Annotated in this window: 14 protein-coding genes and 1 pseudogene; 5 read left to right on the forward strand and 10 right to left on the reverse strand. The window is 59.1% G+C overall.

Translation table 11 applies throughout. The features are described 5' to 3' along the window. Positions 1-307: 307 nt before the first annotated feature. The 4 genes from NKH59_RS32295 to gspG all read left to right on the forward strand — a co-directional run bounded on the left by NKH59_RS32295 (position 308) and on the right by gspG (position 4,824). The gene (locus NKH59_RS32295) at positions 308-901 is read left to right on the forward strand and encodes a hypothetical protein (protein WP_353024266.1); all 594 of its coding nucleotides are present in this window, start codon (positions 308-310) and stop codon (positions 899-901) included. A gap of 844 nt (positions 902-1,745) precedes the next feature. Next, positions 1,746-3,872, forward strand: a complete 2,127-nt coding sequence (gspD, locus tag NKH59_RS32300) for a type II secretion system secretin GspD (protein WP_353024268.1) — start codon at positions 1,746-1,748, stop codon at positions 3,870-3,872. Positions 3,873-3,892: 20 nt separating this feature from the next. Then, entirely contained in the window at positions 3,893-4,369 is a 477-nt protein-coding gene (locus NKH59_RS32305; protein WP_353024270.1) for a prepilin peptidase, read from the forward strand. Beyond that, positions 4,366-4,824, forward strand: a complete 459-nt coding sequence (gspG, locus tag NKH59_RS32310; RefSeq protein ID WP_353024272.1) for a type II secretion system major pseudopilin GspG — start codon at positions 4,366-4,368, stop codon at positions 4,822-4,824. The genes NKH59_RS32305 and gspG overlap by 4 nt, the downstream gene beginning before the upstream one ends. Positions 4,825-4,846: 22 nt before the next feature. Here the strand turns inward: gspG and NKH59_RS32315 are convergent, their stop codons facing one another. From NKH59_RS32315 to NKH59_RS32355, 9 genes are read right to left on the reverse strand one after another with little or no spacing between them, the layout of a single operon-like run. Further along, on the reverse strand, positions 4,847-5,563 hold the full coding sequence (locus NKH59_RS32315; protein WP_353024274.1) for a PulJ/GspJ family protein: 717 nt from the start codon (positions 5,561-5,563) through the stop codon (positions 4,847-4,849). Beyond that, positions 5,560-5,943, reverse strand: a complete 384-nt coding sequence (locus NKH59_RS32320) for a PulJ/GspJ family protein (protein WP_353024276.1) — start codon at positions 5,941-5,943, stop codon at positions 5,560-5,562. Before NKH59_RS32320 ends, NKH59_RS32315 begins: the two co-directional genes overlap by 4 nt. After that, entirely contained in the window at positions 5,940-6,413 is a 474-nt protein-coding gene (locus NKH59_RS32325; protein ID WP_353024278.1) for a GspH/FimT family pseudopilin, read from the reverse strand. The genes NKH59_RS32320 and NKH59_RS32325 overlap by 4 nt, the downstream gene beginning before the upstream one ends. After that, positions 6,410-7,627: a type II secretion system F family protein gene (locus tag NKH59_RS32330; RefSeq protein WP_353024281.1), complete on the reverse strand. Its 1,218-nt coding sequence runs from the start codon at positions 7,625-7,627 to the stop codon at positions 6,410-6,412. The genes NKH59_RS32325 and NKH59_RS32330 overlap by 4 nt, the downstream gene beginning before the upstream one ends. Further along, positions 7,627-9,270, reverse strand: a complete 1,644-nt coding sequence (locus NKH59_RS32335; RefSeq protein WP_353024283.1) for a GspE/PulE family protein — start codon at positions 9,268-9,270, stop codon at positions 7,627-7,629. Before NKH59_RS32335 ends, NKH59_RS32330 begins: the two co-directional genes overlap by 1 nt. After that, on the reverse strand, positions 9,267-10,184 hold the full coding sequence (locus NKH59_RS32340; protein ID WP_353024285.1) for a hypothetical protein: 918 nt from the start codon (positions 10,182-10,184) through the stop codon (positions 9,267-9,269). The genes NKH59_RS32335 and NKH59_RS32340 overlap by 4 nt, the downstream gene beginning before the upstream one ends. Further along, entirely contained in the window at positions 10,181-10,726 is a 546-nt protein-coding gene (locus tag NKH59_RS32345; RefSeq protein ID WP_353024287.1) for a hypothetical protein, read from the reverse strand. Before NKH59_RS32345 ends, NKH59_RS32340 begins: the two co-directional genes overlap by 4 nt. After that, positions 10,723-11,319: a type II secretion system protein GspM gene (gspM, locus tag NKH59_RS32350; RefSeq protein WP_353024289.1), complete on the reverse strand. Its 597-nt coding sequence runs from the start codon at positions 11,317-11,319 to the stop codon at positions 10,723-10,725. Before gspM ends, NKH59_RS32345 begins: the two co-directional genes overlap by 4 nt. 2 nt (positions 11,320-11,321) lie before the next feature. After that, the gene (locus NKH59_RS32355) at positions 11,322-12,035 is read right to left on the reverse strand and encodes a PilN domain-containing protein (protein WP_353024291.1); all 714 of its coding nucleotides are present in this window, start codon (positions 12,033-12,035) and stop codon (positions 11,322-11,324) included. Positions 12,036-12,568: 533 nt separating this feature from the next. On the opposite strand from NKH59_RS32355, the pseudogene NKH59_RS33610 reads away from it, so the two are divergent. Beyond that, a pseudogene (locus NKH59_RS33610) lies at positions 12,569-12,747 on the forward strand (IS481 family transposase); the annotation flags it as partial. 77 nt (positions 12,748-12,824) lie between these two features. On the opposite strand, the gene NKH59_RS32360 reads toward NKH59_RS33610, so the two are convergent. Then, a partial coding sequence (locus NKH59_RS32360; RefSeq protein WP_353024293.1) for a DUF6392 family protein occupies positions 12,825-13,156 on the reverse strand: 332 nt, incomplete at its 5' end.

A 13,156-nucleotide genomic window follows, 5' to 3' on the forward strand; every position in this document is an offset into this window, starting at 1 on the left:
ATTCCAATTTTATCTATGGTCATACTAACAAAGTAACATTCTGAGTTTTCTCCCTGCCGGCGTGCTTATCTCACGTCTCACACAAGTCGGTTTTTGCAAAGGTGCCAATTAAACGACAGTCTGATCTAGCATTGTGGGTTTTACATCGATGAGTTTTTCAGAGTTTCAGCCCCGCCATGTGCTCTGCATTCTGGGAAGACAGGGTGGATATTCTGAGCTGTGTCGCTCAATTCAGTCTGCAATCGACAGTTTCGCCCCGGGGTTTGAGATCGATATGCACTTTTCGCAGGACGCGCGAGACGATCGCATGGTTGAGTCGTTCGATGCGTCTTGGGATCGGGTACATAAAGGGGGACGGACTAAAGAGGACGAAGCGGCCGTCCATGAGCACGGTTGCGTGATCTATGTACTTGGTCCCCATATGAATATCGAAATCGCCGTTGAGACGTCGGCAATCGCCCTTCGCTTAATCGTGCATGCACTGAACAGTGATGCTATTGCCGCAAAAGGCGAGAGTGCTGGCATTGCGCACGGTGCGGCTCGATGGAAACAACTTGGCCGTGATGCGGAAAACGCGGAGGACGGCCCGAGTTTAGCACGTACTTGCCGCCTTGCCTTCAGCAAGCGGCCGTTAATTGACGGAGAATTCCTCTGTAGCGTCGGTTTCCATCTCGTTGGTCTGCCAGAGGTCTTCGTGCCAAGGAGCCTCTCCGACGACGAGCTGGTACTCAGCTCGATAATCGACCGCGTTGCCGACGAAATGTTTACCGAAGGCATCGGGCTGACGTCAGCCCGCCATAATGGGATACTACTACCCATCGAAGCGTACGAAGAAGACGACTTCAAATTCAACCCGTATGGTGCCCTCTACTTGGAGTATCTCAACAAAAGGGATTTCTAAATCGACCAAGAGTGATTCAAAGCCGTCTTTGGAAGGCGGCTTTGGTATGAGGCTATTTGAATAACAAGGAAATGGGATCGAACTGCGCCTGCAGGGAGAACGCGGGCGAAAGCCGAGCTTGTCCATGACAATCGACGCTTCTCGAAGCGTTAGTTGCTCATGGCGCGCCATAGAAAACACCGCTGGCAACAACCTGCTGGTCGAGCATTTTGGCAAATGTCGGCATCGGGGACAGTCTGCTTCTCTGCTCCTAACGCCGGCTGATGCGCATGGCCTGCACGCACTCGCCCAGTACAGCGCCTATGCGGGCACGATCCCGGCGCTGCAGCGGGAAATGGCGGTTCTGACAAGGCACTCGGCGGGCCGTCTCGATGGACGACTGCCTACGGAATCCCAAATCATTCCCAACCACGAACGGCCGGTAAGGTCACTGCCAACAGAAGCTATAGCTAATCATCTTTCGCGTCCTCACTGATATCCGTGTCACACCAGCAGCGGTGCAACAGTATTCTTCATCTCTTCATCTGAAAAACACTCGGTGAAGAATAGTGGGTGGCGGCGGCAGATCATGGCGGCACTCTACGGGCCGTTCCTGAATTTCTTCGACGCCGACCAGTTGCGAGGGTCTGGAGGCTCATTGTACCGAGACAAACCAATCTTTCATCGCCCGCTGAAACGACCGTAACGGGATCCGCGTGCGCAGGGCAAATGCGTCCGAATTTCAGTAGGTCCCCGATCCTGCTTACGGCGTCACCTACCTTGTGGATAGACCCGAAATATCGCCAGCAATTCCACCGCCAATCTTGAGGAAACTCTAGACTAAAATCTTAGGGGAATCGGGCTGATGTCAATCAATCTGAGTAATGGTGTACTGCTTGGCGTGCTGCTCGCATGTGCAGGCTGCACATCCCCGTCTGGCAAGGACTTTTTCACCGAAACCGTTGATAGCCTGCATGCAAAGAACTCGCCGCTGCGGGCGGGATATAACGCTTCCCATCCCTTAACTGCGGCAGGTGAAGCCCAGCGCTTCTCCGGTGCGCAGTATCAGGGCTCCGGTAATTTCGTCTCCTCTAGCGCGCCAATCGCCCAAGTAACGGCCGATGGTTCTGGTCAATTCGAACTCAATCTGGTCAACGCACCTGTCGCACAAGCGGCGAAAGCCGTGCTCGGCGACGCGCTGCATCTCAACTACATCGTCGATCCGCGCGTGCAGGGGACGGTGACGCTGCAGACGTCGCAACCTGTATCGCAGGATGCACTGGTCGACATCCTGGAATCCGCACTTGCCGTAAACAATGCCGGGATCACCAAACGCGCCGGCACGTACCAGATCGTTCCGCTGTCCGACATCATGTCCAGCACGCCGTCCGTCAGTGTGCCGTCGGTCTCGCCCTCCGGCCCTGGCATTAAGGTGCAGGTGCTGCAGTTGCAGTACATCGCAGCTGACGAAATGAAGACCATCCTCGAGCCGATCACGCGACAAGGCTCAGTGCTCAGAGTCGATTCCACCCGCAATCTGATCACGGTCGCCGGCAACAACAGCGATCTCGATGCCATTCGCGAAGCGGTTTCGGTGTTCGACGTCGACTGGATGCGCGGCATGTCGGTCGCGCTTCATCCCCTGAAGACCTCCAGGCCTGAAGCCGTTGCCTCTGAGCTCGATTCGATCTTCGGCACCAGGAACGGCCCTGGCGCCAAGATCATCCAATTCATTCCCAACGACAGGCTGAATTCGGTGCTGGTGATCACCTCGCGCCCGGCCTATCTCAGCCGCGCTGCGGTATGGATCGGCAAGCTCGACAAGCTGGCCGAGACCAACGAGGACCAGCTCTTCGTCTATGAGATTCAGAACCGACCGGCCAAGGAACTGGCTGCCGTGCTGAGCTCCGTGCTCGGCACTTCGGTCAAAACCGAGGGCGAGATGGCCGGCGCGAACGTCTCGCCCGACATGACGCCGATCGCGTTGCAGTCGGACGGGGTGACTCCCGTGCCATTGACCGGCCCGTCCCCCTCGCTGGCTTTGGCGCCGGACGAACAGTCGCCCACCCATGCCAAGGTGGTCGCCGATGTCGAGAACAATGCGCTGCTGATCCAGACCACGGCACGCGACTACGATCGCATCCAGCACATATTGGCTAAGCTCGACATCCTGCCGACGCAAGTCATGCTGGAGGCGGTGATCGCCGAAGTGACGCTGAACGACGAGCTGAAGTTCGGCCTGCGCTGGTTCTTCGAAAACAACGGCATGAAGATCTCGCTGTCCGACGTTGCGAGCGGATTTACCGGCGCGAGCTTCCCCGGTTTTGGCTGGACCTACGCCACCGACAACATCCAGGTCACGCTGAACGCACTCGCCAGCATCACCGATGTCAACGTGATTTCGGCGCCGACCATAATGGCGCTCAACAATCAGAAGGCGATCCTGCAGGTTGGCGACCAGGTGCCGATCATCACGCAGCAGGCTGTGGGAACATCGACCGCCGATGCGCCGATCGTAAATTCGGTCGAGATGAAGGATACTGGTGTCATACTCACGGTCACGCCACGCATCAATAATGCCGGCCGTGTCATGCTCGATATCAGCCAAGAAGTCAGCAACGTCACCAAGACGACCAGCTCCGGCATCGATTCGCCAACCATTCAGCAGCGGAAGATCCAGACGCGCGTGCTGGTCAATGACGGCGAGAGCCTGGCGCTCGGCGGCCTTATCCAGGAACGCAACAATGTCGATCGCGGCCAGGTGCCGATCCTCGGCGACATCCCGATCATCGGCAACGCCTTCAAGCACAAGAGCGACAGCGTCGGGCGGACCGAGCTGATCATTTTCATTCGTCCGCGCGTTATCCGCGACATCAGCGAGGCGCGGCAGGTCACCGATGAATTCCGCGGCAAGATCAGCCTGCAGACGCCGATCCAGCAGCGCCGCGGCGGAACCCCTCTGCAACAGAATCTCAAACGACTGAAATACTGATGGGCGCCCACTTGTCACTCGTGCTGGCCGCAACGATCGCTCTGACGGCAATCCTTGTCGCCATTTCAGCCGCGGATTTCCGAAGGCTGATAATTCCCGATGAACTCAATCTGGCGTTGGCTGGCACGGGCCTTGGCTTCCAAGCTGCGACACAACTAGATCAGGTCCCTAGCCAAATCCTGTTCGCTGCTGGAACCTTGTCCGCTGTCTGGCTCGTCCGTCGCGGTCATTTCGCAATGACCGGCCGCATCGGTCTCGGGCTCGGTGACGTCAAAATGCTTGGCGCCGCCGCATGCTGGATCAACCCGCTGCTGCTGCCGGTCTTGCTGTTCATAGCAAGCACAAGCGCGCTGTTATTCATCGGTGGTCAGGTGGTCGCGGTGGGTCCAGCGGCCGCGCGGGCGCGCGTCGCCTTCGGTCCGTTCATCGCAACGGGCCTTGGCTGCACCTGGGTGCTGGAACAATTTGCAGGTTGGAACATGGGATCACTCCAATGACTTCTCTCCGTTTCATTCGACCAAGCAGAAAATACTGCCGTGAAAGCGAAAATCATGAAAGCGGCTTTACGCTGGTCGAGCTTCTGGTGGTACTTGCCATCATAGCGTTGATCGCCACGCTCGCTGCCCCGCAGGTTCTGCGCTATCTCGGCTCGGCTAGGACCAATGCGGCCAAGGCGCAAATCCGCAACATCGAGAGCGCCCTCGAACTCTACTATGTTGATAACGCAAAATATCCGACTTCGGAGGAAGGCCTGTCCGCGCTGGTCGCGGCACCTGCCGGCGAAGAGCGCTGGAATGGGCCGTACCTCAAGGGGACCACCGGGCTGAAAGATCCCTGGGGAAAGCCTTACTCCTATGAAGTGAAGGCCGATGCGACCGGTGTGATGATCCGCACCTTCGGCCGCGACGGCAAGCCCGACGGGAGCGGCGAGGATCAGGACATCACCAACTGACCAAGCTCCGGATGGGAACTCGTCAGTTCATGGGCTGCGCTTGGTGATCTGCCAACTCGAGGCGCGCAAAACCCGCGGATGAGTAGGTCGCACCGTCCCGATCGACCGAGATCGTGAACCGCACGGCGGCCGGCAGGCGGCGCTGGGCGCTCCAGCTGTCCGACCACAGAGATGCTCCTGGCGAGCCGTCGAGATACTCGAATTTTATAGCGGTCACACCAGCAATCAGTCGAACTGATTGGTTTTCGGTTGATCTGCTGCTGTCGCTACCGCGCCGTGATTTTTGGACAATGGTCAGGATGTCTTCAGCTTCGCTTCCAAGGGAAACGGTGATCTCCCGCAGCACCGAGGACCTGAAGCCGATCGCCTGAACGCCGTTGAATTCGATTCGGCCCGGCTCACCGCTGAGATAGATCACATTCTCGGGCGACGATTTTGATAACGGCAGCGGCTCTGCACGGCTGATTGCGGTTTCGAGAAACCGCGAGGCAGCATCGACCTCCATCTGCATCTCGGTTGCCTTCTCGATGCGCATCATCGTGCGGGCTTGTCCGAGAAAGACAATCATCAGCGAGGAAATGACGCCGACCAGGGCGAGCCCAACCAGCACGTCGATCAGTGCAAATCCCTCGACCGATACCGAGGACTTGCGAGTTCCACCCGGGGAGCGCAATTCGAACCTGGGTTTGAGGAAGAGAAACCCTAGCTGTTGCCCGCAAACATCGGAGGGGCGGTTCATTGAGAGTTCGTATCCTGGACGGGAACAAACGTCAGAAACGGCTCGCCACGCCCGGCACCCGCGGCGCCGGTTCTCTCAATGATAATCGCTGTTAGTTTCGCGTTCGATATCTCAATCGTGCGGGTTTTCAGGCTCCAGCCGGGCTGCGCGGCATCGGAGGCGGTTGAATTCGATCCGAGACCAGCTTGGTGATCGGCCAGCATCTCGCGAACCGCGCGAGCGGCTTCGACCTGTGCCTTGGCAGCCGCGATGCTGCGGCTGGCCATCACGATCGACTGGCTCGCGATACCAAGAACAAGCGCCAAGATCGTCATCGCGACGATCATCTCCAGGATCGAAAACCCGTCTTCCCCGGAAGCAGGGTTTGCCTGCGAGATCATGGCAGTGTCCGCCGCGTCGCAAGCCCGGTCAGCCAGTTCACCTCGATGCGTACCGTCTGGCCTTTTCGTTGCAGATCGATGTCCAGCCCGGAAGCGCTGCCGTCCGGCAGGAATGTCAAAGTCGCCTGCCGATCCGCAGCCACGGTTTCCAGGCCCGTTGTTACAGTCATCTCGACGTCTTCGGGCAGGACGAGCGTGTCTCGATCATCGAAACGTATCGCGCCGGCGCGAGGATCGATGACGATCTGTTTCGGCCTGGCGGTGGCGATTGCAGATGTGCGTGACAAGCGCAGTCGGGTGGTGATCTCGCTCGTCAACGTTTCCAGGTTCTTGGTTCGATAATTTCTGGCGATGCCCGGAGCTGCAATCGCGGCGATGACAGCCATGATCGCCAAGACCACCAGCATCTCGACCAGAGTGAAACCGGCTGTCGCTTGCTCTCGTTGGCAGGTTTGAGGCGCGCTCGTCATTTCAGCGCCAGATCGTTGATGCTGAGGATTGTTGTCATCACCGAAATGACAAGACTGCCGACGAGAAAGCCGAGCGAAATCGTCAAGGCTGGAGTCAGCAGTTTCAGCACTGTGTCGATCCGTCGTGTCAGCGTCGCCTGGAGCATTTTTCCGGCACGATCCAGCACGACGGGAAGCGCGTTGGCGTCTTCGCCCAGTGAAATCAGCGACATCGTCGCGTTGTCGAAAATGCCTGCCTTGACGATCGCATTATGAAGGCGGGCGCCATTGGCTACGTCATCTTCAATCGCGGTAAAACTTGCCCATAGTGAACTCTGCCGGGAGACGTTCGCCGACAGGCCAAGCGCTTCGGTCATTGCCACCCCATTGCCGAGCAGCAGGGACAAAGTCTCAAGATAGCGCGCTATCACCGTGTCCTTGACCAGCTGCCCGATCAACGGAATTCTCAGCAGCCAGCGCGAGAACAACGCCTTCGCCCCAGCCGACCGCGACAGAAAGAGATAGAAGAGCAAAGCAGCGGTTGCCGCGAGCGGGAACACGAAGGGGTAGTCGGTGAAAACGGTTCCGAGCCCGGAAAGCAGCTTCATCGTGAACGGTTTTGCCGCCGACGAGCCTTCGAAGATCGGCTCCAGCGCGGGCACGAGCACCGTCGCCAGAATGACGAGCGCCCCGCTCATGACCACCAGCAAAAAGGTGGGGTAAGTCAGCGCTTCGACGATCGCTGCACGACGCTTTGCCTTTGCTTCGAATGTATCGGCCAGCCTTTGGCAGATGAACGCCATCTTGCCGCTGCGTTCGCCGCTGGCGAGCAGGGCCGCCACGTCGGATGTGATCCCCGGCAGGCTGGCAAAGGCTTCGGCAATCGGGCGGCCGCCGGTCGTGAGGTCGAGCACGGACTGCAACTGCTGGCGCCGCGTATGATTACCTTCGCCCGAAATCACCGCGCTCAAGGCGCGATCGACGGTGAAACCGGCGTTCAAGAGCACCGACAGCTCGGAAAACAGGCGGCTGAGATCGACCCGTCGCGTAAATGTCAGCGCACCGCGTCCGGGCAGCCGAACGAATTGCTTTGCTCTATTTACGGGAGCCAGATGATAGGACCGGCGCCCCTGTTGCGCCAATTTGCGGGCTGCATCCTGCTTGGTCGACGCGTCGAGAACGCCGCTCTCCCTGCTGCCATCGACAAGATAGGCGCGATAGGCAAAGGCCGGCATCAACCGCCTCCGTTGAGGTCGATGACGCGCCGGACTTCTTCCGTTGTGGTCACCTGCGACTGCGCCAGCGCCTTTGCATGGAACGCCATCGGAACGAGATCGTCTTCCGCCGCAACCCTGCCGATCTCCATTTCACCGGCGCCCTGGTCGATAAGCTCGGCGATACGCGGCGATACCTGCAGCATTTCGTAGGTCACGGTGCGCCCGCTATAGCCGGAATCATTGCAGGTGCGGCAGGTGGAACCTGTTTGATCCGTCCCATGGCAAGCTGGACAGACGCGGCGCAGCAATCGTTGCGCGATGACGCCTCGGATCGTCGCCCCGAGCAGATAGCCGTCGATGCCCATGTCGCGAAGGCGGGTCAGCGCTCCGGCCGCACTGTTGGTGTGCAGTGTTGAAAATACCAAGTGGCCGGTCAAAGCCGCCTGGACCGCGACTTGCGCCGTCTCGCGGTCGCGAATTTCGCCAAGCAGGATGATGTCGGGATCCTGTCTAAGGATCGAACGGAGCGCAGCTGCAAAATCGAGGTCGATCGCCGGGTTGACCTGCAATTGCGTGATGCCCGCCATCCGGTACTCGACCGGATCCTCGACCGTGAAAATCTTCACGTCCGGCCGGGAGCGCTCGGCAAGGATCGAATAGAGTGTCGTGGTCTTGCCGCTGCCGGTCGGCCCGGTGATCAGCACGATGCCGTTGGCGGACTGCGACATGCTTCTGATCTTGGCCTGTGCGGCATCGTCGAAGCCGAGTTTTGCCAGCCGCAGCTCGACGCCGGCGCGGTCGAGAATCCTGAGCACGATGGCTTCACCGTGAATGGACGGAATGACCGAGACGCGAAGGTCGATATCCCGGCCACGCACCGCAATGCGCATGCGTCCATCCTGCGGCAGCCGCCGTTCGGCGATATTGAGCCGCGACAGGATTTTAATGCGCGTCGAAATGCCGGACAGCATGGCGGCCGGTGCAGTATCGACGGTGGACAGCATGCCGTCGTGCCTGAAACGGATACGAACATGATCCTCGAGGGGTTCGATATGGATGTCGGTGGCTCTCGCGTCGACTGCCTTGTGGATGGTATCGGCGACAAAGCGGACGATCGGCGCCTCACGGGCAAAATCCTTCAGCCGTTCGAGATCATCAGGGCCGAAATCCGAGGAGGTCGCACTGTCTACATCAGATGACACAGCGCCCTTGGCGGACTGCTCGATCCGGTCGATGCATTCGATAACTGTCCGCCTTGGAAGTATTCTAAGCGCCGGCGTTCGCTCATAGTGAAAGGCCAGTGCATCGATCATCGCCGACGAGAACGGATCGGCGACGGCAACAAGCAGGTGCTTCTCATCGATCTCCAGCGGAAGAATGGCGTTTTCGCGCAGAAAGGCCAGCGGAACACTTGAGAACAGATCGGGGTTGAACTGCTCTGGAATGTCGGCAGGCGACGGTAGATTCATGAACCGGCTGAGATTGGCGGCAAGCTCCTGTTCGCCGATCAGGCCGAGTTCGGTCATCACCGTGTCCAACGGATGCCCCGATGTCTTCGCCGCTCCCAAAGCGCGTTGGGCTGCGTGCGCGGTGAGCACTTTCTCGCTTTCCAGAAAGGCGAGAAACGCCTCGACGCTGGAGGTTCGGGCAGCCGCGTTCATGAGGCAAATCCCCTCAGGATCTGTGCTGCCTCAGTTCCGAAAAGCGCGTCGCAGTTTCCAGAGGATGTCGCCGTCCCTGCAAGGTCGGTGGCTTCTGCGACGGGATTTCCTGAAAGACGCCGGAAGCCTGCCGCGCTGGCCGGGAATTTCTCGACGACAAATCCGACCTGGCCTGTAATTCCCGATCCATCTCGCCTTGCTATGACTTCGACCGAATAGGCTGAAGCCTCGGTAGCACCTTGCGTGATCGAAGCGCTACTCGCTGATGCACCGGCAAGGACTGTTCGGAGGCGGCTAGAAGCACGGTCGAGGCTGAGCGTGCCGCGCTTCGAAAAAACCGTGAAGACATCATGGAGATCATGCAGCGGCGTCGAAGCAAGCGCCGAAAACTCCTGCAATTCGGACACCGATTCGAATGGCGCCTGCTTGTCTTGACCCGGCCCGACGGAGGTTGCACGCTCCGCGGCCTGTGCAGCGAAAGCGTTGGTGCTGCCCCGAAACTCGATAGCCGCTTCGGCCAGTTCTTCGGACGTCTGAAGATCGAAACCGAGCGAGGCAAAACCCAGCGACAGCAGATAAGCATCCGCGGCATTGAGATCGATCAGCCCGCTATGGTCCTGTATCCGGACATCGAAGGTGAATTCCCCCGACCGGCAGGCTGTCGGCGTGGAGTTCGGCGGCAGCTTTTCCGTCGCAAAACCGTCGGCCAACTCGCTCGAAACCACATTGGCCAGGCCTTCGGCCAGCAGCGAGAGCCGCTCCTGCTCGACCTCATTGTTGGCGATCATCAATCGTGTCTTTGCCGTCACGGCAAAGGGAACCACGATGGCGGAGACGATCAGCATGAAGACCAGCACCGCGACGAGCGAAAAGCCGGCGCTCGTGCTTTCGTCGTCAAAACGATCGCCGCTCATTGGCCAACGCTCCCTAGAGGCTGGCCATCCTGGACGGACGGATAAAGCGAGAGGCGGGTGATCTTGCCCTCCCGCTCCAATACGGCTTGATTCTTGTCGATCGCCGAAAGCGTCCAGCCATCGACGGTCTCGCCATTGCCGTACCAGAAAGCACTTTCGGCTCCCGCGATCCGCAGCAGCGCTTTCGCCGATCCGCCGTGAATACTGATCCCCAGCAGTGACGGCGCAACTGGCGGTGCAATATTCTGCGCTGCCGGCTGCTCGACCGCCGCGGAAGCCACTTCCACTGGCTGCGGCTCGACCGGGTCGGGGACGACTTGTCTGCGCGTTGGGCTGAAGAGAGGCCGTTCGAAAGTTTCGGTGTAGTCGCCCAGATGCGCAATCTGAAGTGATCCCGGCGAGCTCGGGGCCAACGCTCCATCGCGCGCCTTTGCGGAACCGATTGGTGCGGTGTCGACAGGCGTGTTGTAGAGCACCACGTTCACCGCGACGAGCCCGGCAATCGCCGCAGCGACGGCTAGCCCCGCGAATTTGCCGGTCATGGCTCTGCCCCGCCAGACGGCGACGCCGCCTTCGTTCGCAGGGGCCCATAAAACAGGATCTCGGCAAAAAGCTCCGGGTCCGCCGTTCGGCCGGCCGCCGGTCCAACGCTTGTTGTTCGCAAGGTGGCTTCTCGAATAAACAGGACCGGAAGCGAGGTTTCGATCGCTAAGATGGCATTGTGAATACCTTCGAGTGGCCCCGACAGGTTTGCCCGCAAACCTATGAAATCCACGCCTGCTTCGCTGAGCGCCGGCGCGTTGCCGGCCGACAGCACCGTCACCCCATTCGCTGCCGCAATCGCGTTCAACCGCGTCTGTAGCTCGCCGCGAATGACCGCTTCGCTTTCCCCGGTCAAGAATTCGGGATTTGTAGCCGCGGCGAGATCGACGCCCTCGAGGCGTTTTGCTAGTGCCGCCACGGCCTGCAACTGACCGAGAATCTCTCGCTTCTCCTCGATCGCGGCTTTTGCCACGGCGATGTTGTCCAGCGCCAGGAAGACCATCCAGCTTGTAACGCAGACCGCTGCTGCCGCAATGGCCAGAGCGATGAGGCGGCGGACCATCGGGCGCGCGTTGAGGATGGTGGAGAGCATGATCAAAGCGCTCCGATCTTTGCTGTGATGGTGAAGCGCTCGCCGTCCTGGCCGGCAATCTTGACGACGGGCGCCGCGAATTCGGGCGCCGCAAACAGCGGCGAAGCGTCCAACGGTTCGATCAGTTCGGCCGCGGAGGTCGAAAAGCCGGTAATGGTCAGCTCGCCGCCTTTGGCCGACAGGTCGGTCAGCCAGGTCGTATTGGGAAGCAGATGCGTCAGTTCGGCCCAGACCCGAACCAGCGAGGCGGATGTCTTTTTCTCGTTGCGGATTCTTTCGACCTGCTCGATACCAGTCTGGCGTTTCTGCAGAGACGATCGCGCCGCCTTGGCCTGCACCTGAGCATCGGCGATTTGCGCGTCCAGCTCCGTGCCAGCCTTCCAAGTGCGCCATTGCGTATGGCCGAAGGTGACAAGCACGGCACCCAGCAACATCGAACACGCCACAGTCCAGCCTATCCTCGCGCGGCGATCGCGTTGGGCCTGGGGCCAGATGGCAGCCATGCTCAACCGGTCGGCCTGTGGCGTCCGGCCCGCGTCCGTCAGAGACAGTGAGCGGACCGTTCCTCCAGCACGGCGGACCCCTTCCAGAACTGCCGCGAGCGTCTTGGTCTTGACGACATGGTAGGAACAGCCCTGTTCGGTATGCTCGGCGAAGACGATGTGAACCTGCGCCGGGTCGAATGGCGTCGAAGCCAACAGGTCGAGTTCGGCCATGGTCCGCGCTTGCCGAAGGGGCAGTCGTCGCGTCGCCAATTGCCGCGTCAGAAACAACCCAGGCTGGATCTGGATATCGAAAGTCGACCGTTTGCGCCGAGGCCTGGTTTGGAGCAGCGCGGAAATGTCGCCCGCCGACGCCTTCAGCGCCAATGGAATGGATTGAGATTCCGGCGCATTTGCTTCGCGCACCCAAATACCGTCATCCGCTAGAGCGACCACCCAGTCGCTCGCGAGTGATCGCCTTCGCTCGAGACTAACCGGTTTCCCGATCCCTCGCAGCTCATCATGCCACCAATCGAAGAAATCCAGGAATTGCGTATTGAGTGTCGCCACGATCAAGTGCCCGCCGCCCCAGCTGATTCTCGCTCGAGTTTTCAGACTTAGATTACAGTTGCTGGTTTGACGCGGATATCGGCGAGAGTGCGGAAGATTAGTTGGCCACAGCTTTGTTGGCAGCCGCCTTAGACTAGTCTAGAAGTTTGACCTCAGGCTTTAATGGCCATCCTTGTCGCATGAATCAAGGAGGCAATATGGGCCAGGTTCTGCACAGGATCGCCACGACAACAGAGGCGGTCCGTGGGGCGAGATGTCAAAAGGACCTGACGGCGCTGGCAAACGCCACGGGCTCAACCAGAGGACCATCGCCAAATGGCGGGAGCGGACCTATGTGGCCAATCTGCCGACTGGTCCGAGAGAGCCGATATCGACAGTGCCCTTGCTCCAAGGAGCAGGCCGTGCTCGGCGTCTCGAGGCTAAATAACGCGGAGCCTTTTTTATGAGTGCGAACTACACGGGGCTTGTCGCCGGCACTACGTGGGAACGCATCAAAGTTATTCTCCTTATCCTGTCAGCATCAGGAAAATATTCAACATGTATTGAATGATCGGCTTGGTCAAAACGATCCCAAGCGCCATATTTGCCCAATATAACATCGCTATATGGAGCGCCGGATTTTGTAGGCTTGCCAAGTATACCTAGCACTTCACTGCGCTTGGAGGAAAATGGGATTTCAAAGAGGGTCTGATCAAACTTATCAGCCTCTATAAATATCGATTCAATTCTCTCATCGCTACTGCAGGTAAATGAACAACCATTTCTTTTTGACACGTAGTGTATGC

The organism is Mesorhizobium sp. M0998 (assembly GCF_040318885.1).
GTDB lineage: Bacteria > Pseudomonadota > Alphaproteobacteria > Rhizobiales > Rhizobiaceae > Mesorhizobium.

What these genes read in the sequence shown, in the direction of transcription:
- NKH59_RS32335 (WP_353024283.1), bottom strand. Translation starts at nt 9,270, where the DNA reads ATGAACGCGGCTGCCCGAACCTCCAGCGTCGAGGCGTTTCTCGCCTTT.
- NKH59_RS32340 (WP_353024285.1), bottom strand. Translation starts at nt 10,184, where the DNA reads ATGAGCGGCGATCGTTTTGACGACGAAAGCACGAGCGCCGGCTTTTCG.
- NKH59_RS32355 (WP_353024291.1), bottom strand. Translation starts at nt 12,035, where the DNA reads ATGGCCGAACTCGACCTGTTGGCTTCGACGCCATTCGACCCGGCGCAG.
- NKH59_RS32295 (WP_353024266.1), top strand. Translation starts at nt 308, where the DNA reads ATGGTTGAGTCGTTCGATGCGTCTTGGGATCGGGTACATAAAGGGGGA.
- gspG (WP_353024272.1), top strand. Translation starts at nt 4,366, where the DNA reads ATGACTTCTCTCCGTTTCATTCGACCAAGCAGAAAATACTGCCGTGAA.
- NKH59_RS32320 (WP_353024276.1), bottom strand. Translation starts at nt 5,943, where the DNA reads ATGATCTCGCAGGCAAACCCTGCTTCCGGGGAAGACGGGTTTTCGATC.
- NKH59_RS32325 (WP_353024278.1), bottom strand. Translation starts at nt 6,413, where the DNA reads ATGACGAGCGCGCCTCAAACCTGCCAACGAGAGCAAGCGACAGCCGGT.
- NKH59_RS32315 (WP_353024274.1), bottom strand. Translation starts at nt 5,563, where the DNA reads ATGAACCGCCCCTCCGATGTTTGCGGGCAACAGCTAGGGTTTCTCTTC.
- gspM (WP_353024289.1), bottom strand. Translation starts at nt 11,319, where the DNA reads ATGCTCTCCACCATCCTCAACGCGCGCCCGATGGTCCGCCGCCTCATC.
- gspD (WP_353024268.1), top strand. Translation starts at nt 1,746, where the DNA reads ATGTCAATCAATCTGAGTAATGGTGTACTGCTTGGCGTGCTGCTCGCA.
- NKH59_RS32345 (WP_353024287.1), bottom strand. Translation starts at nt 10,726, where the DNA reads ATGACCGGCAAATTCGCGGGGCTAGCCGTCGCTGCGGCGATTGCCGGG.
- NKH59_RS32330 (WP_353024281.1), bottom strand. Translation starts at nt 7,627, where the DNA reads ATGCCGGCCTTTGCCTATCGCGCCTATCTTGTCGATGGCAGCAGGGAG.